Origin of the sequence: Pseudorhodobacter ferrugineus DSM 5888 (genome assembly GCF_000420745.1) — a bacterium.
Classification (GTDB): Bacteria; Pseudomonadota; Alphaproteobacteria; order Rhodobacterales; family Rhodobacteraceae; genus Pseudorhodobacter; species Pseudorhodobacter ferrugineus.
On record NZ_ATVN01000025.1, the window covers coordinates 19,428 to 39,877 of the forward strand.

Annotated in this window: 20 protein-coding genes; 15 read left to right on the forward strand and 5 right to left on the reverse strand. The window is 52.8% G+C overall.

Going from position 1 to position 20,450, the window contains the following annotated elements; all coding sequences use genetic code 11:
• The first annotated feature begins 67 nt into the window (after nucleotides 1–67).
• Both G560_RS20810 and G560_RS0116920 read left to right on the forward strand, forming a co-directional pair.
• Nucleotides 68–334, forward strand: coding sequence for a helix-turn-helix domain-containing protein (locus tag G560_RS20810; RefSeq protein WP_081647693.1), 267 nt, complete (start codon nucleotides 68–70; stop codon nucleotides 332–334).
• 98 nt (nucleotides 335–432) lie between these two features.
• Nucleotides 433–1,002 carry a hypothetical protein gene (locus tag G560_RS0116920; protein ID WP_022705479.1) on the forward strand — a complete coding sequence of 190 codons (570 nt, stop codon included), beginning with the start codon at nucleotides 433–435 and terminating at the stop codon, nucleotides 1,000–1,002.
• Between the two features lie 63 nt (nucleotides 1,003–1,065).
• Here G560_RS0116920 and G560_RS0116925 read toward each other — a convergent pair whose 3' ends face one another.
• The 4 genes from G560_RS0116925 to nusG all read right to left on the reverse strand — a co-directional run bounded on the left by G560_RS0116925 (nucleotide 1,066) and on the right by nusG (nucleotide 5,668).
• Nucleotides 1,066–3,264 (reverse strand): polysaccharide biosynthesis tyrosine autokinase, encoded by a 2,199-nt coding sequence (locus G560_RS0116925; RefSeq protein WP_022705480.1) that lies wholly within the window; start codon nucleotides 3,262–3,264, stop codon nucleotides 1,066–1,068.
• 1 nt (nucleotide 3,265) lies between these two features.
• Nucleotides 3,266–3,709, reverse strand: a complete 444-nt coding sequence (locus G560_RS0116930) for a low molecular weight protein-tyrosine-phosphatase (protein WP_022705481.1) — start codon at nucleotides 3,707–3,709, stop codon at nucleotides 3,266–3,268.
• Nucleotides 3,710–3,721: 12 nt separating this feature from the next.
• Nucleotides 3,722–4,783 (reverse strand): polysaccharide biosynthesis/export family protein, encoded by a 1,062-nt coding sequence (locus G560_RS0116935; protein ID WP_022705482.1) that lies wholly within the window; start codon nucleotides 4,781–4,783, stop codon nucleotides 3,722–3,724.
• A gap of 351 nt (nucleotides 4,784–5,134) precedes the next feature.
• Complete coding sequence (nusG, locus tag G560_RS0116940; protein WP_022705483.1) at nucleotides 5,135–5,668, reverse strand: transcription termination/antitermination protein NusG; 534 nt, start codon at nucleotides 5,666–5,668, stop codon at nucleotides 5,135–5,137.
• Nucleotides 5,669–6,169: 501 nt separating this feature from the next.
• On the opposite strand from nusG, the gene G560_RS0116945 reads away from it, so the two are divergent.
• From G560_RS0116945 to G560_RS0117010, 12 genes are all read left to right on the forward strand, one after another.
• Entirely contained in the window at nucleotides 6,170–7,048 is an 879-nt protein-coding gene (locus tag G560_RS0116945) for a UTP--glucose-1-phosphate uridylyltransferase (RefSeq protein ID WP_033419494.1), read from the forward strand.
• Between the two features lie 257 nt (nucleotides 7,049–7,305).
• On the forward strand, nucleotides 7,306–8,295 hold the full coding sequence (locus G560_RS0116950) for an NAD-dependent epimerase/dehydratase family protein (protein ID WP_028914221.1): 990 nt from the start codon (nucleotides 7,306–7,308) through the stop codon (nucleotides 8,293–8,295).
• A gap of 158 nt (nucleotides 8,296–8,453) precedes the next feature.
• Nucleotides 8,454–9,737, forward strand: a complete 1,284-nt coding sequence (locus tag G560_RS0116955; protein ID WP_081647694.1) for a lipopolysaccharide biosynthesis protein — start codon at nucleotides 8,454–8,456, stop codon at nucleotides 9,735–9,737.
• Between the two features lie 54 nt (nucleotides 9,738–9,791).
• Nucleotides 9,792–10,967, forward strand: coding sequence for a glycosyltransferase family 4 protein (locus G560_RS0116960; RefSeq protein ID WP_022705487.1), 1,176 nt, complete (start codon nucleotides 9,792–9,794; stop codon nucleotides 10,965–10,967).
• Nucleotides 10,967–12,052: a glycosyltransferase gene (locus G560_RS0116965; RefSeq protein WP_022705488.1), complete on the forward strand. Its 1,086-nt coding sequence runs from the start codon at nucleotides 10,967–10,969 to the stop codon at nucleotides 12,050–12,052. The genes G560_RS0116960 and G560_RS0116965 overlap by 1 nt, the downstream gene beginning before the upstream one ends.
• Nucleotides 12,053–12,084: 32 nt before the next feature.
• Complete coding sequence (locus tag G560_RS20815) at nucleotides 12,085–13,329, forward strand: O-antigen ligase family protein (RefSeq protein ID WP_022705489.1); 1,245 nt, start codon at nucleotides 12,085–12,087, stop codon at nucleotides 13,327–13,329.
• Nucleotides 13,326–14,492, forward strand: coding sequence for a glycosyltransferase family 4 protein (locus tag G560_RS19675; protein ID WP_022705490.1), 1,167 nt, complete (start codon nucleotides 13,326–13,328; stop codon nucleotides 14,490–14,492). Before G560_RS20815 ends, G560_RS19675 begins: the two co-directional genes overlap by 4 nt.
• A complete protein-coding gene (gene galE, locus G560_RS0116980; protein WP_022705491.1) occupies nucleotides 14,489–15,508 on the forward strand; it encodes a UDP-glucose 4-epimerase GalE in 1,020 nt (339 codons plus the stop codon). Before G560_RS19675 ends, galE begins: the two co-directional genes overlap by 4 nt.
• Entirely contained in the window at nucleotides 15,495–16,643 is a 1,149-nt protein-coding gene (locus G560_RS20820) for a glycosyltransferase (RefSeq protein WP_162140882.1), read from the forward strand. The genes galE and G560_RS20820 overlap by 14 nt, the downstream gene beginning before the upstream one ends.
• Nucleotides 16,644–17,086: 443 nt before the next feature.
• Nucleotides 17,087–18,724: a hypothetical protein gene (locus tag G560_RS0117000; protein WP_022705495.1), complete on the forward strand. Its 1,638-nt coding sequence runs from the start codon at nucleotides 17,087–17,089 to the stop codon at nucleotides 18,722–18,724.
• A 273-nt stretch (nucleotides 18,725–18,997) separates the two neighbouring features.
• On the forward strand, nucleotides 18,998–19,276 hold the full coding sequence (locus G560_RS0117005; protein WP_022705496.1) for a CopG family ribbon-helix-helix protein: 279 nt from the start codon (nucleotides 18,998–19,000) through the stop codon (nucleotides 19,274–19,276).
• A complete protein-coding gene (locus G560_RS0117010) occupies nucleotides 19,264–19,563 on the forward strand; it encodes a type II toxin-antitoxin system RelE/ParE family toxin (protein WP_022705497.1) in 300 nt (99 codons plus the stop codon). Before G560_RS0117005 ends, G560_RS0117010 begins: the two co-directional genes overlap by 13 nt.
• Nucleotides 19,564–19,870: 307 nt before the next feature.
• Here the strand turns inward: G560_RS0117010 and G560_RS19680 are convergent, their stop codons facing one another.
• On the reverse strand, nucleotides 19,871–20,275 hold the full coding sequence (locus tag G560_RS19680) for a recombinase family protein (protein ID WP_022705498.1): 405 nt from the start codon (nucleotides 20,273–20,275) through the stop codon (nucleotides 19,871–19,873).
• Here G560_RS19680 and G560_RS20825 point away from each other — a divergent pair.
• On the forward strand, nucleotides 20,274–20,450 hold a 177-nt coding region (locus G560_RS20825; RefSeq protein ID WP_022705131.1), incomplete at its 3' end, for a transposase. The genes G560_RS19680 and G560_RS20825 overlap by 2 nt on opposite strands.

Here is a 20,450-nt window from a genome sequence, read left to right on the forward strand (position 1 = left end):
TTCTTATTGAGCGTATTTGGAGACGACCGCTTTGAATAAACTATCAACACTCTCTACACTGCGCAGGATGCTGCGTGAAATGGAAAGGGATTTTGGCCTACACGACTTGAGCGCGTCAGAACTAGACGTATTTCTTGCTGCAAATGCGTTAGCAGGAAATGAGGGAGCGTCCGTTACATCCGACGATATCCATCGCCATGAACTTGCGTCTGGCCTCGCGCAAGCAACCTACCACCGAGCACTGAAATCACTTTTAAGTCGCGGCCTGCTCGAAACGGCTGATGGTTACAAGACTACGCTTTATAAAGTCCGAACAGACTTGATCGTTGAATGAACCGATCTTATGGGATCATCCCCAGTCTATTGGCTGGGCCTTGCGTACCACACTCTCCTCGTGCTTTAAATACCAAAACACACGCTTAGGTATTTGCCATGCGCTTTTTGAGTATTGTTATAGCTTACGTTACAGCTCACGGAGTGACAGCTTTGGTTGTTACTCCGGTGCAGAGCATCTTTTTGCCCCAGTACACGGTGTTCGCCAGCCTGATCTATCTTCCGCACGGCGTGCGGGTCTTGGCGACATGGGCATTTGGTTGGAAGGCGATACCTGCGCTTATTATCGGCCCGTGCATGTCTGCATGGCTTTTTTATCCGACCCAAGATCTGGATTTTCTGAAGCCCGCATTGATAATGGGAATGCTCGTTGGGGCCTTCGCTGCGTTTTTCTCGTTCGAACTGGCTCGACGTGCTGGTTACGACTGTTATTTTGGTCGTTCAAAAAATCTGAACTGGAAAGGTATGATCATCATTGGGGCTATATCTTCGATCATTAACTCTGTCGGGCAATCGCTCGTTTATTCTGGGCTTATAGGGCTAGGGAAAGCTCCTGCTACCATGGTCTTTTATGCCGTGGGCGACCTCGTTGGCCTTATTGTCTGCTTGGTAGTGCTAATGTTCGGCTTTCGTTGGGCCCGTGCGTTCAGTCTGCCTGATCGTTATTAGTAAAGATCTTCTGGATGATGTGTGCTGCCGAACGTAGAACAAATACCCTCGTAGATTGAACGCTCAAACAGTCTCATCGCTTCGACTTTTGTAATCGTATCGATAGCTGTAGCCGTAACTATAGCCACCTTGGCCACGGGCCCTCCGAGGGTCAAAACCGTTAAGAATGACGCCGTTCAGGCGCACACCGGCGGCATCAAGCGTGCGGCGCATTGCAATGACCTCGGCAATCGGAGTTTCGGCATAGCGTATGATGCCAATTGTTGCGCCAACCGCCCGTCCGATGATCACTGGATCAGTCACTGCCAGCACCGGTGGGGTATCACAAATTGTCAGATCGAACCAACTATCGAGCGTATTAATCACTGTGCTAAACTCGGATCGCATCAAAAGCTCGGATGGATTTGGCGGGTAGCGTCCCGACGGGAGAAACATAAGGCCGGGCACAGGGCCCTCGACCAAGACGTCATCAAGGGTCGCCTCACCAGAAATAACCTCGGAAAGCCCGGGTTGGTTCTTTGCAACACCGAAATATTGCCGTAAGTGTCCACGCCGCAAATCGGCGTCCATTATGCAAACGGTTTGCCCCGATTGTGCTGCGACAACTGCAAGGTTTACGGCTGTGAATGATTTCCCGGCGTCTGGTGCAGTACTCGTCAAAGCGATTGAACCCGTTTTTGCGTCCAGCATGCCGAAGTGCAGGCTCGTGCGCAGAGAACGAAACGCCTCGGTGGTAAGGTCGTCAGGATGGGTCAGCGCATGTATAGGCAGATCTCCCTTTCGGCCCATGTTCTTAGAAGGCGGGGCAAGGTTAACTGTCGCGAATACCGAGAGGCTAAGTTGCTCTAACTCATCCACGCCTTGCACGCCGCGCCGCATCCAGTGTCGCAAGAGAACAAGGCCGATACCAAATAACGTGCCCAAGACAAGTGAAAGCGCAAGAATTGTGGACTTGCGTGGTGCAATTGCATTTTGGCCAGTTCGTGCGCTGTCAATAATCCGTACATTACCGATGTTGCTCGCACGAAGCACCTGCAGTTCCTGACGTCGGTTCAACAACTGGGTGTAAACAGTTTGAGCGACTTCAAGAACACGAGTGAGGTTGATTATTTCGCGCTGGGTTTTGGGTAGGGCATCAACCTCTGTGCGTAACTCAGCAAGGCGGTTTTCAAGGATAGCACGGTTGTTGAGCAAAACCTGATAAACTGGGTGATTGCTTTTATAGCGCTGCGACACCTCATCTTCTTTTAGCTTAGTCGCTTCAATTTCGCTTTCCAAACGCGTGACCTGGGTCAGCAGGCTTTGCGCCTCAAGCGCAAGGTCCACCGATTGCTGGGCCTGCCGGTATTGGTTCAGGGCCGCCTCTGCCTCGGTGACGGCACGCTCTGCCTCGGGCAACTGGTCTGCAATGAAGCCAAGGCTGCTTTCTGCCTCGGCAGCACTCCGCGCGACGTTCTGCCTCAAATATGAACCAGAAATGGCCCCAAGGATTTGTTGTGCTCGCTCAGGGTTTTGATCGGTAAAGCGAAGTTCGAGAATGCCAGACTGACGCCCCTTTTCTGAAACGTTGAGGTTGTCTCGGAGACTGGCAATAGCACTACTTTCGCTGCGCTGACTGATGATAAAACTGCGGCCCTGTTTTCCAACCAGTTCGCCAATCTTCAGCGCGAATTTGGCCTCAGCCACGCGCAATGTCTGTCCCACTTGGCCGTCGATTTGTCGTCCATCAGGCAGGGTGGCAACATACCCTCCGTCACCATTGGATATGACATCAATCTCTTTACCAACCCATTCTGGAGGCGATTCCAGCAAATCCAAACGGATGCGTTCCTCTGTCCGTGCATATGGCTCAAGCAGGCCAATTTCTGGGATAGGCAGTGCATAGTGCTGGAGCGCATGTCCGATCAGGGGTGCAAGACGGGGCTCAGCCTGCCAGTCCAGCTTGAGGTCGGCAACAGCCTGTCCCAACACCATCCGCGAGCGAGCTATCTCTATTTCCGCGACACTTTTAGGAGTTTCACCCGCCAATCCAGCCAATGCGTCTGGAAGAGCAAGCTGGCCGCTTTTTTCTTCGAGCTGCAGAAGGCTATCGGCTTGATACGTGGGGGGTGTGATCAACACATAGGCAACACCAATCATCGAGAACAGAACCATGCTCAGGAAGATCAAGCCTTTTCCGGCCCAAAGCCGTGTCACCAGCTGTCCAAGGTCTATCTCATCATCTTCGGGCTGCTGCATTTGGGGTGCGGGAAGATTGCTCATGTCAGGTGGTGCCTTTTGCTGCCAAACGCGTGGCCCAAGCCTTGGCAGCGGTTGAGATCAGATCGAATGTATTTTCGTGAAATGCGAGTGGGAGCTTGTAGGGATCAGGGATACCTGCGCCTCCACTCCAATGATCAAATAGCATGATCCGACCGCGAAGATGTGGTGCCTGTTTGGAGATTTCGCGGCGGTGGCCTTCTTCCATCACGAGGATCAGGTCGTTTTCTTCGCCTATCCGGTTGGTAAATTGACGCGCAACATGCCCATCGAGCGAGACACCGTGAGATTTTGCAACTTCTGTCGCAGTGCTGTCAGCGCTATGTCCTACCAAGGCGCCAATTCCTGCAGACGTCACTTTCACTTTTGGAAGCAGGCTCGCCAGAATGCGTTCGCCAACAGGCGATCGGCAAATATTGCCAACACACACGACTAGGATACTATTCATTAAAACCTCTTCCTAGTTTCCGACAGCATCTACGGCCGCAACGCCTTGCACCGACGGAAGAAGCCCGCTGATTGTATCATTCCAACGTTGAAGCGGCGACCGCGTGATATAGACGACGTCACGTGGTTCCAGCACAAACTGGGTGCCCAGAAGGAAACCCATAGGTGACGATGTCTCAAGCTGGAAGACCGTCATTCGGGATCCAGTTGCGCGGAAAACAAACACACCTCGCGCATCGGCACGCTGCTCATCCAGTCCACCTTGTCGGGTCAAGGCCTGTGTTAGTGTTACTGGCTCAACGGACAAATCAACTGGGGCAGGTTTCTTGACCTGCCCTAGGATAAACGCCTCTTCTGCCTTGCGGCGAGGAACTGTTACAATATCGCCCGAACGTAAAACGGGATTATTCTTGCTAAGGCCCGAGGCGAGGAACCCTTCATAGTCCACCTTGTAGAGCGTCCCGTTGCGCTGCACAGTCACGCGCCTCGCGTCGGCTGTCTCTTTCAGCCCACCCGATGCATTGACCGCTTCGACCAAAGTCAAAGGCGTTGTTGTCAGCGCATGTTTGCCAGGAGCCTCTACCTGGCCGGAGACGACGACGCTTTGGGAATTGAACGCGGCTATGCGGACATCAACCTGTGGATCAGGAATAAATTCAGCAAGCCGTTTTGCCACTTCGTCGCGGATGGCGGCAATTGACTGACCACGCGCTTGAACCTGGCCGATGTAGGGATAGAAAAAATTTCCATCGGCCTGCACCAAAATCCCACTTTCCTCAGCGCTGCGCTGTGGTCCAGCGGGCAGTGTTAGTTCAGGATGATCAAAGACAATAATGTTTAGGACATCGCCCACACCAACACGGTACTCCCATCCACGGCTGCCAGGCAAATTGGTTGGGCCGGCAACATGGCTAGGGCTGGAAAAGCTTGCGATGTTAGTGGCGTCAAGTTTGATGATGGTAACATCTTGTGAAAGGTTTTTCTGAGCCGATTCAGTTACCGGAAATCTTACAAACCCCTCAGTACAGGCGGACAGCAAGAATATTGCCGAGAGAAGGCTGATGCGAAGTTTCATCGTCCACCCGAATTTTGCTAAATTCAGACCTAAGCCACTCGCTCGATAAGTCATCGCTGTACCATTCGTGTTTATGCTGGATCATTTGGAAGTGTTCGAATGATGCAGATTGTCATGTGAAAAGTCGGGCTTCCAACTGCAGGCCACTGATTGAGCACCTGCAGCTAACTTGGAGAGAGATAACATTACCGAACTGACAATTTCCAGTAGCATTTTTGAGATTGAGAAAGCGATATTTTCAAGTGGTTCCACCCTGCGCTGATTTTGCAACATTAATGCCCTGCCCGAAAACAACTTTTGCGCCTAAACCGCGCCTTAATGGCAGGCGCCGTCTTTCCATGTGGCTGAGCGTCAGGGGCATCGATCGACCATGGTAGGGTCCACTAGCACCTTCGTTGGACGTCCCATCAAATCCAAAAGGACATGGAGGCGACGATCAGGATCAATTTTTTCAATGGATGTGATAAAGTTGGCGAAAGGTCCCCCGATAATCCTGACCGTGTCTCCTGCGGAGAAGTTTTCGACGGTTTCCTGGAGCAGCCCGTCACGGTCGCAGCGCTGCAACAACCCTGCAATGATATCTGGAGGTACGACCGAAGGGCCGCCTGTGCTGTGCCCGATAATCTTCGAGACACCCGAGGCGGTTTTTGCATCATACCATCGTGGCTCTGACGGGTTCATGTTCAAAAACAGATACCCACCGAAAAGAGGACGCAGTTCGGTCAATGCGCGACCTTTGACGCGGCGTTCGACCAGGTGGCGGGGCATGAAGAGACCAAAGCCCAACCTCTTTAGGTTGCGAAAAGCGATATGGTTCTGGTTTGGCTTGCACAGCAACAAGTGCCATTGTGCGGCCGTAAAATTATCAGGATGGTATGATAGCATTGCAGCCCCCTAGGCTCACAAATGAACGCAAGTATCAGTCTGAGCAAGAAAAAAGTTTCATATATTACTACCCTAAGGGGCAATTTATCTCTCGCACTAGCAATCAATTTGAGGTATTCGGCCTTGTGTTTTGGGCTATTTCTAACGTTTTCCTGTGTCTTGCTAAGTCACTTAAGGGGTTCGATCACTTCGAATGGCCGTGCGTGAGCCTGTCCGATAGCCACACTAGATTATGAAATTATCTTATTGATAGTTTTCAATTGACAGTAGTGATGCTCAAAGAACTAAACTGGCCATTGGGATGGCACGGTGTTTGGTGCTGTCTCGTATTTGATCAGTTCTGCCCCGGTCCAGTGCTCCCACTCTTCCTTATGGCTGGGGCAATTTACAAGAACCACACCGCATAGCGGATATTGGTCCATTGAGCCGCCAGACCGCTTTGGCCGCTCATCGTGCCAGACAAGGCCGTCGGAGTGGCAGACCTAATACATTAGGAGCCTCATGCACTCAACAATCCGAAAAGCTGTCTTTCCCGTCGCAGGCATGGGCACGCGGTTTCTTCCCGCCACCAAGGCCATGCCGAAGGAACTTCTGCCCATCATAGACAAGCCGCTCATCCAATATGCCGTGGAGGAAGCCATCGAGGCGGGTATCACCCAGCTGGTCTTTGTGACAGGCCGAACCAAGCGGGCTATTGAGGACCATTTTGACACGAACCCTGCGCTCGAGCGCGAGCTGCGCGATACCGGCAAAGATGCTATTGCAGATATGGTCCACGCGATCGTTCCTGATCATGTCAGTTGTATTTATATCCGGCAGCCCGAGGCATTGGGTTTAGGCCACGCGGTGCTCTGCGCAGAGCCAGCCATCGGTCACGAGCCCTTTGCTGTTCTGCTCGCGGACGATGTAATACGGGCCAGCGTGAAACCAACCGCAGCTTTAGTTGCGGCTTATGCAAAGCAAGCAGGCACGTATCTGTCGGTGATGGACGTGGCCCGCAGTGAAGTCTCGGGGTATGGCATGATTGTTCCCGGGGCGACGCTTGGCTCCGTTGGGGGCCTCGTTGAAAAACCGCTAGCCAGTGAGACACCATCGCTGCGGGCCTCAATCGGGCGGTATGTACTTGAGCCAGATATTTTTGACCTGTTGCGCGATCAGCGGCCTGGGGCAGGTGGTGAGATCCAACTTGCGGATGCCATTGATAGCCAGGCGCGACAGGGCCGTGTCTTCGCAGAGCTGCTGAACGGGCAGCGCTATGATTGCGGCTCGAAGTTTGGCTACCTAAAAGCCATCGTCGATTTCGCCCTTGCGCATGAAGACTACGGATCTGATTTCCGGCGTTTTGTTTTGGACCGCACGCAACAGCAGGCGGCGGAGTGAGATGCGCAAGGTCCTGTGTAGGCTACATCAATTCGTCAGAGGCGATCGTCCAAGCCCAATGAATGAGAATCCAAAATAGCCGTCGCGGGAGTGTGGCGTGTCGGCAATTTTTTCGCGCGGCGGCGCAGGATCGGGCTGCAACCCCCAAGCGTTCTTTGGTTACTAGAAATGTCGTAATTGCGCCCATCAGATGGATTTAAAGCTCGAAGTCGCGAGTTGATCAGGTCCAGCTGCTAGTAACACTAGAGGAGTCATCTGTGGAAAAGTTAGTTGTGATCGGTGGTTCTGGCTTTATCGGGACCCGGTTGTGCCAAAGGCTTTCGGATCATCAGATCCCGTTCGAGATTCTCGATCTCAAGCCTAGTCGGCGTTTCCCCGACAAGAGCCGTATCACGGATATCCGAGATCTAGCGCAATTGCGTGCCGCCGTCTCAGGCGATGTGATCATCCACCTTGCCGCCGTGCATCGTGATGACGTGACTAATCCTGACGACTATCAGACCACGAATGTAGACGGCACCGCCAATGTCTGCACTGTTGCTGCCGAAAAAGGCATCAATCGGATAGTCTTTACAAGCAGTGTTGCGGTCTATGGATTTGCGCCTTTGGGTACCGACGAAAGCGGAGCGATTGCTCCCTTTAACGCCTACGGGCGCACCAAATACGAGGCAGAAGGCAAGCTGGAGGCCTGGCTATCTGCGAATGCTCAGGCATCGCTGATGATCGTGCGGCCGACCGTCGTCTTCGGGGAAGGCAATCGCGGCAATGTCTTCAATCTGCTAAATCAGATCGCTTCAGGGCGGTTTTTGATGATTGGCAACGGACGAAACCGCAAGTCTATGGCCTATGTCGAGAATATCGCCGCCTTCCTGCACCATGCCAGTGGCATCCCCACGCGCCGCGTCGTGGTGAACTATGTCGACGGCCCCGATTTTGACATGAACAGCCTCGTCTCGCTGGTGCGCCAAAAGCTGCGCGGAAAATACGGCACCGGCATGCGCCTGCCTTATTGGCTCGGTCTCGCGCTGGGATATGTCGCCGACCTCGTGACTAGGGTGACCGACAAAAAGCTTCCTGTCAGTTCGATCCGTGTGAAGAAATTCTGCTCCGATTCCGCGTTCCTGTCCGCCAAAGAGTCGATCTGCGGGTTCAAGGCCCCCATTTCGCTTCAGGATGGAGTGTTACGCACGCTGGAGGCCGAATTCATCTCTCCCGATCTCGGACGCGAAATCTTCTTTACCGAATAAACGCCGCTTCCCGCGGATCACAGGATATCGATAAACCGTGCGTCACGGCTCCAAACATAGCAAAGTTTGTGGACTGGTACCGTAAATATTATGTTGATTGGCAAAGAAATAGTGCGTCATAGCATCAGGCTTTGGCACAATAGGTGTTTTGAAACCTGATGGTACGTCGTTTATCTTCTCCTCTATTGCGGAACGTCTTTGCCGTCGCCTCTGGCACAGCCTTGGCGCAGGTCATCGTCTTCGCCTTTTCGCCGCTGATCACACGCATTTACAGCCCCGAAGTTTTCGGCTTGCAAGGTGTGTTCATGTCGCTGGTGAGCATCCTTAGCCCTGTCATCTCCCTGCGTTACCCCATGGCGATCGTCACCGCCGAAACGGAAGACGAGATGCTGCAATTAGCCCGGCTTTCGCTGATCGTAACTGCTGTGCTCTCATGTGCATTAGGGCTATTGTTGGTCGCGGGTGGTGCGCCACTAGCAGCCGTTTTCGGGGCTGAAGGTTTAGGTTTACTGATTTATCTATTACCGGTAGCGACCTGTTTCGTTGCGATACAAGACGTAGCGGACTACCGTGCCGCCCGCTTGGGCGCTTTCCGACTGGTGGGTAAAGTGACGGCCATCGTCGCCTTCGTCACCAGCTTGGCAAAGGTGCTCAGCGGGCTCGCCGCTCCGGTTGCTGCCACGCTTATTGTTTTTAATGGGCTTGCGCCAGCGTTCAAAGCGGCGTTGTTGCAGCGTGGCACCAAAAGCCTTCCAGTGCGCGTGCCGCGGCTGGGACGCGCCAAAATGTTCACACTGCTCAAAAAATATCGCGATTTCCCGATCTACCGAGCGCCGACAGATTTGCTGAATGCGGTGTCGCAGGCGCTACCAGTTATTTTGCTTGCAGCGCTTTTTTCACCCTTAGTGGCGGGCTTCTTTGTGCTGGCGCGGAGCGTTACCAACCTGCCAATGAATGTTTTAGGGGTTGCGATCGGCAATGTCCTGTATGCAAAATTTGCCGATATGGAACGTTCAAAACAACCGTTGTTCCCGTTGGTATTCAAGATCACGGTAGTCCTGCTATGCGTCCCAGGCACCGCCTTGGCCGCCGCCGCGCTATTTTTCCCCGCCCTCTTTTCCTTTGTTTTTGGTGAGGTTTGGCGCGCATCAGGCGAATATGCCATGTGGATGAGTTTGTGGCTGATCTGTATGCTTGTAAATATCCCAACGGTCCGAGCATTACCGGTTATCCAAAGGCAGGGCCTGCACTTAGTGTTCAATATTGTTATTTTTGGCGCTGGGGGCATGAGTTTTCTGGCTGGCTATATGATTGAACAGACACCATTGGCTGCGGTTATCTGGTTTTCAATTGGGACAGCTTCAGCCTTGGTCATACAGATAATCACTTACTTGGTCGTAATCCTACTGCATGACCAGATTGCATTGGGATCAAAACAATGAGCAAAAAAATTTGCTAACAAAGCTGCAGCAAGACAAGACTGCGAGGATTTACCCATGCCCGAGATAAACCAACCCGACATTCAGGCTGAAGAGGTATTCGAAGGTCTTCGCATTGTTCTTTTGGTACACAGCTTGCTTGGCGGCGGGGCAGAGCGTGTGACCGTGAACCTTGCGACTGATTGGGCTGACTGCGGCGCCCGGGTGAGGATTGTTATCCTTGGAAACGCTGATCAAAAACAATATGATCTGCCAGAAAATATAGATTTCACTGCGCTCGGGCTTGCAGCTACAAGTCGGGGACCAGTGCAGGCGATGATGAACAATATCAAGCGGTTATTGGGTATGCGTAAGTTCCTTGCGCGCGAGAAACCTGACGTCGTGATCGGTATGGGCACAACTATGGCAACGTTACTCGCGTTGATCAGGACGAAGCGTTACATCGCCATCGGATCGGAGCACAACCATCCACCAATGCAACCGATTGGTCCTGTCTGGTCCTTTTTGCGACGGTGGAGCTATACGCGCCTCGACAGTGCCACTGTTCTGACGGGGCAAACGCGTGATTGGATTGCCGCGAATACTCGTGCAAAAAAAATAGCAGTGCTGCCTAACGCGATTAGCCTGCCGCTGCCATTAAATGCGCCGTTTCTGCCGTTGGAAAAAGTTATGGTATCGGGACGGAAGATGTTGCTCGCCGTCGGGCGACTGCAGAAGGTGAAAGGTTTCGATTGTCTGATTGAGGCATTCGGTGAGGTGCATGTAGACCACCCCGACTGGGATCTGGTGATACTGGGCGAGGGTACAGAACGCACTGCGCTCGAGGCACAGATCCGTACAGATGGGCTTCAAAACAGGATCAAAATGCCGGGTTGGGCCGGCAACATCGCCGACTGGTATCAGGCCGCCGACCTGTTCGCAGTAACTTCTCTTACCGAAGGCTTTCCAATGGGGCTCGTCGAAGCCATGGCGCATGGTTGCGCCGCCGTCAGCGTCGATTGTGATACCGGACCGCGTGACATAATCGACCACAATCGCAACGGAATATTGGTACCGCAGGATGACCCTGCCGCATTAGTCGGTGCGCTGGACCGGCTAATGCGGGATGAAGACCTGCGCGCAAAGCTGGGGCATGCTGCCACCGAGGTAACGGACAGGTTTTCGCCCGCGCGCATCAACGCCCGGTGGGCAACGCTTCTTCAGCCGACGGCGCAAGATCAGGGGCTAGACTGATGGCGCATATAGCCCTGTTTTTACCGTCGCTACGGGGTGGCGGCGCTGAGCGTGTTATGGTCACGCTGGCCAATGGCTTTGCCGCGCGGGGGCACCGAGTCGATCTGGTTCTTGCAAGGGCAGAGGGACCATACCTGTCAGAAGTGGCAGACAATGTTCGCATCGTAGATCTGGACAAAGGCCGGGTTCTGGCTAGCCTGTTGCCGCTCGCCCGCTATCTGCGGCGCGAAAGGCCCGATGCAATGCTGTCGGCGCTGAACCATGCCAATATCATTGCGATCCTTGCCCGAAAACTGTCTCGGACACAAACAAGGCTGGTGGTCAGTGAGCACAGTACACCATCACAGAGCCTTCGCGGGTCAGGCATGAACGGGCTCCTGCGACGACTGATAAGCCTGGCCTACCCTTGGGCAGATAAGATCGTCTGTGTCTCTAAGGGCATGGAAAAAGAAATGCACAGCTATCTGGGGCTTCCAAAGCACAAACTTGAGACGATCTATAATCCGATTGATATCGACAAAGTACAAAGTGCCATGGTCGAACCGGTCGACCACTCGTGGTTCACTAATCGGGACGCCCCCGTTATTCTTGCTGTCGGGCGCTTGACCAAAGCAAAAGATTATCCGACGTTGCTAGCTGCCTTCGCGCAGCTGCGCATGAAACGGCCCGCAAATCTGATCATACTGGGGCACGGGGAAGAGAAAGACGCGCTGTCCAGCCTTGCTGACCGGCTTGGCATTAGTGCAAACGTCGATTTCGCCGGATTTAAATCGAACCCATACGCATGGATGGCAAAATGCGATCTTTATGTAATGTCATCGGCGTGGGAAGGTTTGCCCGGCGTTTTGCTTGAGGCGATGGCCTGTGGAGCGAAGATTGTCAGCACAGATTGCCGAAATGGACCAACCGAAATTCTTGAGGGTGGCCGCTGGGGGCGACTGGTGCCTGTTGCTGACGCGAGCGCGTTGGCGAAAGCGATCACAGAGGCACTGGAAGATGAAACACCACCCAATGCGAGAGCGAGGGCGCAGGTGTTTCGGAGTGAAGAAAGTATTGAAAGCCATCTTTTTGTGCTGACACGATGAAATCTTCCCCCGATAGCCGAGAGTTCGGCTAAATGATTGTAAATTATCGCTTGACTGCAGGCCGTCTGTCGATCGGTTCCTTAATCTTGGGCCTTTTCATACTTTATTTCAGTAGCTATCACTTCTACTCAACGCCCGTAGTAAAACAGCTATATTTTCAGCTTGCCTTCGTGGTGTTTGCAGTTTTGTGGATCACAAGCTTCTTCAAGGATATTTTAATTAAAGATAACAGTGTTGTCGTAATTCTGATATGGAACTATTTATACGTCATTTATGTGATACTTTCATACCTTAATTCAGCACAAACGGAAATTCCGACACAGATTCTGATTTCATACTTAAAGACCCCTGTTTTTTTGGTTCTATTCATTTTCCTTTTTATGAAACGGTCGACGACCTCGGTGACTGGCAAGTTTAACGTAATATTTATGCTTGTTGCTTTATTTGCAGTAATTTCAAATTTTTATGACTTCATAAGCCCATCGTTTAGCTCTGTTCTTGGTCGAGCAGCAGGTTATTACGTTGATCCAAATATTTCTGGGGGCGTAATTTCATTCATGATGGTAGCTGGATTTTTGGCCGTCCCGCGCGGATTTCGTATTTTGTTTATTTTAATATGCGGATTGGGTGTGTTGATCACGTTCAGCAGAGGCGCATGGCTCGTCTGGGGGATTGGTGTTTTGTGCTTGGGGTGGATAACTCATAGGGGTTCAAATAAACGAAAACTCCTTTCATTACTGGGACTATTTGCGGCGGGATTATTCGCGATGACCCTTCTTTTCTCTGGGGCAATCGGCAGGATTGCAGATGGCAGCCCTTTATCTAGGTACTTGACGCCTGACACAAGCGCTCGCCTAGGAATCGGTGGATCGCAGTTCGCAGATCATTCTGCAAATGAAAGATGGGATGTTAGTTTTGCTGCGTTAGATGCAGGATTGGAATCCCCCTTATTCGGTAACGGATTGGCTTTTACCAGAGAACAGTTTGGCTGGACATTTGATGTTTCCACACACAACATGTACCTGTTGTTCTGGGCAGAAGGCGGAATAACTGGCCTTTCTATTTATATATCGTTTCTATATATTATTTTTTATTATAGTAGTAATGTGGGCCGTATATTTATTTTGCAAATGACAGTCTATAGTCTTTTTTCACATACACTACTCGAGTGGCCGTTGACCGCAATTTTGGCCGCATATTTCGCAACTAATGGTGATAGAAATTGGAGTCAATGTCGTGCCAATCTAATTTCGAACAGAAACTTAGCACAAAAGTGACCGTCCTGCACATCATAACCGGCCTGCATGACGGTGGCGCCGAGGCCGTTCTATTCCGGCTCTGCACGCAGGATCAGGCGTACCAGCATCACGTTGCCTCTTTGAGGGACGCAGGTAAATACGGCCCTCTGCTGGAAGCACAGGGCGTGCGCGTGACCTGCCTTAGTATGCCGCGCGGGCGTGTGACGGTCTCGGGGCTATGGCGGCTTTGGTGTTTGATACGCAAGGAACGCCCCGCTGTTATCCAGACATGGATGTATCACGCCGATCTGGTGGGTGGCGTCATCGCCAGACTTGCCGGACACCGTAATATTGTCTGGGGTATTCGTCACACGACACTCGTGCCGGGGCAAAGCCCACGGACTACGATCTGGGTCGCGAAGGTCTGTGCGCGCCTGTCGCGTATCGTGCCAAGGCGTATCGTGTGCTGCGCTGAAAAGGCGCGCGAAGTGCATGCAAAGCTTGGGTATGACCGTGACCGTATGCAGGTGATCCCAAATGGCTACGATCTTTCGGTGTTCCAGCCCAACCCATCGGCAGGGCAGCAGGTGCGGCACGCGTTGTCGCTGGATAAAGCGGAGGACGTCATCGGCTTTGTGGCGCGCTACGATCCGCAAAAAGACCATGACAACCTTCTGCGGGCGTTGGCGATACTGAACGGCCAAGGCATATGTCCGCAATGTTTGTTGGTGGGAACCGGGCTTGTTGCCAGAAATACTATCCTAGTGGAACGTATTTCAGAATTGGGGTTGCAGGATCTTGTTCACCTGATTGGCTGCCGTAACGATGTTCCAGCGTTGATGAACGCGCTAGACCTGCATGTCATGTCATCGGCATTCGGAGAAGCCTTTCCAAACGTGCTGGCCGAGGCGATGGCCTGTGGTACGCCCTGTGTGTCGACTGATGTTGGCGATGCTGCCGAAATCGTTGGCCCTACGGGCCGTATCGTCCCGCCCCGCAATCCTGAAGCGCTTGCCAAAGCGATTAGAACGATGCTGGCCGAGAAAGTCGGCCCTGATTGGACCGTCCGCCGCGAAGATGCTCGCCGCCGAGTAAGTGAACGTTATTCGCTTTCGCAGATGGTGGACAGTTACCACGAAGTGTGGGTCGGGCATGGACAACATGGCATGGATCGCAAAAGTAATGACGAGGACGTAAAATGAAAATCTTGTTGACTGGTGGGGCAGGTTACATCGGCTCTCACGTTCTGGTGTGTTGTTTGCAAGCTGGCCACGATGTCTGCGTCCTCGATAATTTCTCAAACAGCTCGCCCGAAGCTATTACGCGGGTTGAGGCCCTTTGCGAGCGAAAGGTGCATGTCGAGCGCGGTGATATCCGCGATATTGCTCTGCTGCGCCGGATTCTTTCCGAAGGTGGCTTTGACGCTGTGCTACATTTCGCGGGCGTCAAAGCGGTCGGCGAAAGTGTCGCAAAACCGCTGAAATACTACGACATCAACGTCGCGGGCAGCATCACTTTGGCGCAAGCTATGCAGGAAGCTGGGGTCTACCGGCTTGTGTTTAGTTCGACGGCAGCAGTGTATGGCGATCAGTCCGCGATGCCCTTGACTGAAACCAGTGCATTGGGTCAGGCGGCTAGCCCCTATGGTCGTTCGAAACGGATGGTTGAACAAGTGTTCGAGGATTTGCAGATGTCCGATCCCCGTTTCGGCATCGCGATCCTGCGGTATTTCAATCCTGTCGGTGCGCATCCCAGCGGCCGTATCGGTGAAGACCCCCGCGGCGAGCCTGCTAACCTGGTTCCGTATGCCATGCAGGTGGCCGTTGGTCAGCGTGAAGTTCTGTCGGTTTTCGGCGATGACTATCCAACCTCCGACGGAACCGGGGTCCGCGATTACATTCACATCATGGATTTAGCGCAGGGCCATTTGGCAGCGTTGGACTACCTTGTTTCAACTTCAGAATATCGCGTCTGGAACCTTGGCACAGGGCGGGGACATTCGGTCAAAGAAGTCATCAATTGTCTGAATGAAGTGACAGGTAAGGTGTTACCTTTACGCATTGTAGAGCGCCGCCCAGGTGATACGGCGCAGTGCTGGGCGGATCCATCAAAAGCTGTTGCTGACCTTGACTGGCATGCGACGCGTGGTTTGCATGATATGCTTGCCGACCATTGGCGTTGGCAGCAGCAGAACCCGGACGGCTATGGAAAGCGTTGAACTTATTGAAATAGTGGAAAGTTCAGAAATGAGAGTCAAACCTCGCATAATGATCCTCAGCACGAATAGCGATGAAGCTGGTGCCCCACTACATGTTGAGATGCTTGTCCAAGCGTTGGCGCATGATGTAGATTTCACTATTTTATTTGGTAAGGATGGCCCAGTGTTGCGCCGCCTCAAAGATGCGGGTTTCGATGCACGCCTTTTGAGCGGGATGCGAAGCGCAATCAGCCCACTTGCAGATTTGAAGCTGCTGCGCCGAATTGACTTCTTGATCGCCGAGATCAAGCCGGACCTTATCCATTGTCACAGTTCTAAAGCTGGGCTTTTGGGACGATTAGCTGGTCGCCGTAGACGAGTGCCAGTTCTGTTCAGTATTCATGGCTGGAGTTGGTCAAGCGTTTCCGGTCCGAAGTCACAACTTGCTTTGATGATCGAGCGGATGGTTGCAACACTTCGCGGCGTTCACTTCTTATATGTCTGCGAGGCGGTCGAAACGACAGGCTATCGTATGCTTGGGTTACGAGCAGATCAAGGCACCGTCATTTGCAACGGCGTTCAGGATCTGAGTTACGGTAGTCGGCCGCGGAATCGGACGCCGCACTTCATTATGCCAGCGCGGGTGAGTTATCCTAAAGATCATGAAACCCTCGTCCGAGCCTTTGAAAGCTTACCAGAGGAAAGTCGTTTGGTGCTTTGCGGCACTGGTACCGATAGTGAGGAATTTTCTGCCTTGGTGCGGCAATGGGCACCTATGCGGCACACGGCAATAGACTGCCTTGGCCCGCGCAGTGATATTCCCGATTTGCTGCATCAGGCAGATGTCATGGTGCTGTCATCGGCATCAGAGGCGATGCCCCTGTCGATTATTGAGGCGATGAGTACAGGTTTGCCTGTCATAGCCAGCGATGTAGGCGGCATTCCTGAACTCATTGCACCGGAGTTTAACGGTTATCTTGTTCCTGCGGGCGATATTACATCATTTGCCCTAGCGATGACGAAGTTAATAGACCCGCAGAGGCGCGAAGACTTTGGGCGGCAAAGCCGCCTTCGCTATGAAACAGCTTTCACTGTATCAATTATGGCGCAGCAAACGCTCGCCTGCTATCGCCGCCTTATAAAAATTTCCACTTAGACGAGTTCATCTTCCATCGACGTTAGGATCACGTCTGGCCGTGTCAAGCTATGCGGGAATTTAGGTGACGGCGCAATTTAAAGGCCGTATTAGCACTGACTCGAGCAAGCTAGGACGGCACCCACCGCAAACTGATGGATGTCTCGCGTCCTGCAAATATGGGCTGGCGCGCAAGCATTTCGCTTGAAGACGGAATTGCCGAGACCTACCGCTGGTTCCTAGATCACTCTGACAGCATTAGAAGCTGAAAGATATTCATGGCCCTGATCGAAGTGCAAATCAGCAGCGACCCTGGTGAAGATGACATCATCCGCTACGAAGATGTCTATGCCCGTGGACAAGGGGCTAAAGGATAATTGGAAAAGGCTGCGTAAATTCTAATGATACACCCCGTTAAAAATGGGGGGATTACCGATGCAGGTCAAAATCTTAAGGAGTAATACATGAACATTAACATAAAAAGCCTGAACTTCTGGCCGCATTTTGGACCATTTGCTTTAGCGGCATCTGTATCACTGCTTCACGCGGGTACCGTCGCCGCAGAAGAAATCTCTTTGATTTCCGAGCTTCCAGATAGCTTTGTTGGAATGACCAATGGCACGCTCCAACCTAAAAATACGTTCCAACCCTATATTGGCTTTGCCCAAGCGCCATCTCGCGGGCAAACTGGGCTTCAAGTTTACTACGGCGGCTTGCGTTATCGTGGCAGCGGGCCGTGGCAAATTGGTGCGAGTGTTGCAGTCTTCGATGACTTGCCCGCGATGCCGATCAATGGTCGCGGCGATAGCGTGACATATGTCGGAACCGGCTTGGACTTGAAGTACCAATTTCACGACAGCGGCAGACTGTCCGCAGCCATACTCCTCGGGGTAGAAGCAGCCTATTATAGCCGTGGTTTTGGCCTGACGACCCAATCTTCTGTACCAGCAGGAGACAAGGAGTGGTTTCTGGCAAGCACTCTCAGCTTACCCGTCACCTATCAACTAAATGACCGGTTTTGGGTCACAGGTGAAGTCGGGTACACACATGCAGCCAAAACTATAATTGGCCAGCCGGGGTTAGGGGGTCGTGCATTCGCGTCGGCCGGAGCGGCATATCGTGTCTCAGACCGGTTCTTCGCCTATGGCGCGGTAAAGGGTCTTGCACGCCAGATAAGCGGCGGGATCGATGCGCCAAAACCGGGCGGCATGAATTATCTCTACACCCTTGGCGGGCAATTTGCACTGACGCCACAGAGCGCGTTGAATTTCTACGTCACAAATGCTTTCAGCCCAACCCCCACCGGCAACAACGTCCTGTTCTTTCCACACAAGGACAAGCCGGTGTTTGGGGCACGGTTAACTTATACACCTAGCGGCAAAGGCGTTGGCGAAGGCGCTATGACGTTCCGCCCTGCAGTACGGCTTAACGAAAAGAGCACGCGGTTTGCGGACGGGTTCACCATCAATTCACCCCATACGCTCGCGTCCGATAGGATCCACACGCGCCTCTCCTACGGCTCTGCGGACCAATCTGCACTCTCAGTTTACTACACTACCGACCCAGATTTCCAAATTGAGTTTTCCGTCGAAAACTACGCCCTAGACTCTGGAACCAATTTCCGAACAGCAGCCGATGAAGACCTTCGCTTCTTTATTGGCGGGCGTTGGCAAGCCATGGACGAAGCTTATGGGCAACCGTTCAACCTCGGATTTGGCATATCCGCCGGTCGTGACTTTAAAAAGCCGTCGATTGGCTCCTTGTTTGCCTATGCGACTGCATCAAAGTCCTTTGGCTGGGGCGAGGCCGCAGTAAACGCCCGTAGTGCTGTCTATGCGTCTGAAACTCTGGCGGGCGTTGGCATGTCTCTCACCCGTAACTTCGGCGAGCGTTTTTCAGTGATCGGTGAATATACAGCCGTCATGAACGACCAGCCCGTATGGGCGTTTGGTTTGCGACATTCGGCGAAGACTCTACCTTTCTCGATCGACCTCTATTCGACAAATGCGGCAGGGATGAACGGCCTCGGATCACTTTTGAGTCGCGATAAGCCGCGCGTTGGCATCTCAATCAATTGGGAAGGCGGACTGGACTTGCTCTGAGCGATCCGGATGAGCTGAGTTCTCTCTCAGTTTGTGCCGCCTTTCGTTCCAAAAACCCCGACGACGGACAAGATAAATGTAACAAATTGAGGCTGCCAGACAAAGCAGAGAAGCGGGTACATTCCCTATATTGAAGGGTAATTCTCTGTGAGGCGCTCCGCTACTTTCCAAGTGCTGATGGTACTAAGCTTTCGTAGATCACTTGCTCAGATAAGCGCTGGCAATGCCTCTCCATTAAAGGTAGTATAAAGTATCACTAATAGAGGAAAAGCCATGCCAACTCCGGTTGCGGTCAAACTGGACGCAGACGTCCATAGCCGTATGAAAGCACTTGCGGAGGCGCGGGACAGATCTCCGCATTGGATGATGCGTGAGGCGATTTACCAATATATCGAGCGCGAGGAAAAGCGTGAAGCGTTCCGCCGTGATGGTATCCGCTCGTGGGAGGCTTATCAGGAGACGGGTCTGCATGTGACACATGCCGAGGCAGATGCTTGGCTTGCCCAGCTCGCCGCTGGTGACGATCAGGAGCCGCCTGAGTGCCACAACTGATCTGGTCGCCCGAGGCGCTGGCAGATGTTCAGCGCCTTTACCGGTTCCTTGCCCAGAAGAGCCCAGATGCTGCCAGACGTGCGGCAAGTGCGATCCGTGACGGGATGCAGATCATTGCAGACCACCCTGATATCGGCCGCCCCGTCGACGACATGGACCCAGAGTTTCAGGAATGGCCGATCAGCTTCGGTGCCAACGGGTATGTGGCGCTCTACCGTTTGCACAAAGACGTGGCTCTGGTCGTCGCGGTGCGTCACCAGAAAGAGGTTAGCTATCAACCTTCATAGACCTTCAGAGCTGTTCCACAAACGGTCGCTTTTGGCATTTGCCACTCTCGGACCAATAACATTGAAAATTCTAGTTTCATAAACCTTTGGCAGAACCTACGTTGATTTTGTCACGTTTTTGGCCGCACCTAAAGGAGCGACATTCGTGCTCCACGCAGCAACCGTCAAAGCGGGCTCTTAGCATGCCATTCGCGGCGGCTTGAACCAAGGTCTGCGATTGCGATATTAGGTGGTTTTCAATCTATGGGTCCTGACCCCTAGGTCAAACTGGCACCTGCTCAAAGCCATTCAAGGAAATTGGACTGCCCTACTGGTTCAAGATACGATGGACGCTCATACGGCTGATACCCATAGCCTCTGCAATCTTGTAGGTGGACAGACCTTCACCCTTGAGTTGGTGGACCTTGTCCCTATTGATCACCTTCCGGCCACCCTTGTAGATGCCCTTGGCCTTCGCCTTGGCAATGCCCTCAGCCTGACGCTTGCGGATGATATTCCTCTCGAACTCAGCGAATGCGCCCATCATCTGCAGTTGTAGCTTGGCGAAAGCATCCTCAGCATCCGACGAGAACGTCAGGCGCTCTGATAGGAATGTAATAGCCACACCCTTGTCATTGATCGTATGCGGTGGTTCCAGCCCATTGATTTGATGTATTCCTGACGCGTGATGCGCCTGCGAGAAGGTCTGCGGTAGCAGATGGAGGTTTTGCATGGCGGATGGTGGTGAGGGTTTTGTGGGGCGGTGCGAGGTCGTGGAACCTCGACGGCGCGGCAAGCGGCATTGGCCGGATGATGTGAAAGCGCGGATCGTGGCTGAAAGCCTGCAGCCCGGTGCCCGGGTCGTGGATGTCGCGGCGCGCTACGACATCCTGCCTCATCATTTGTCG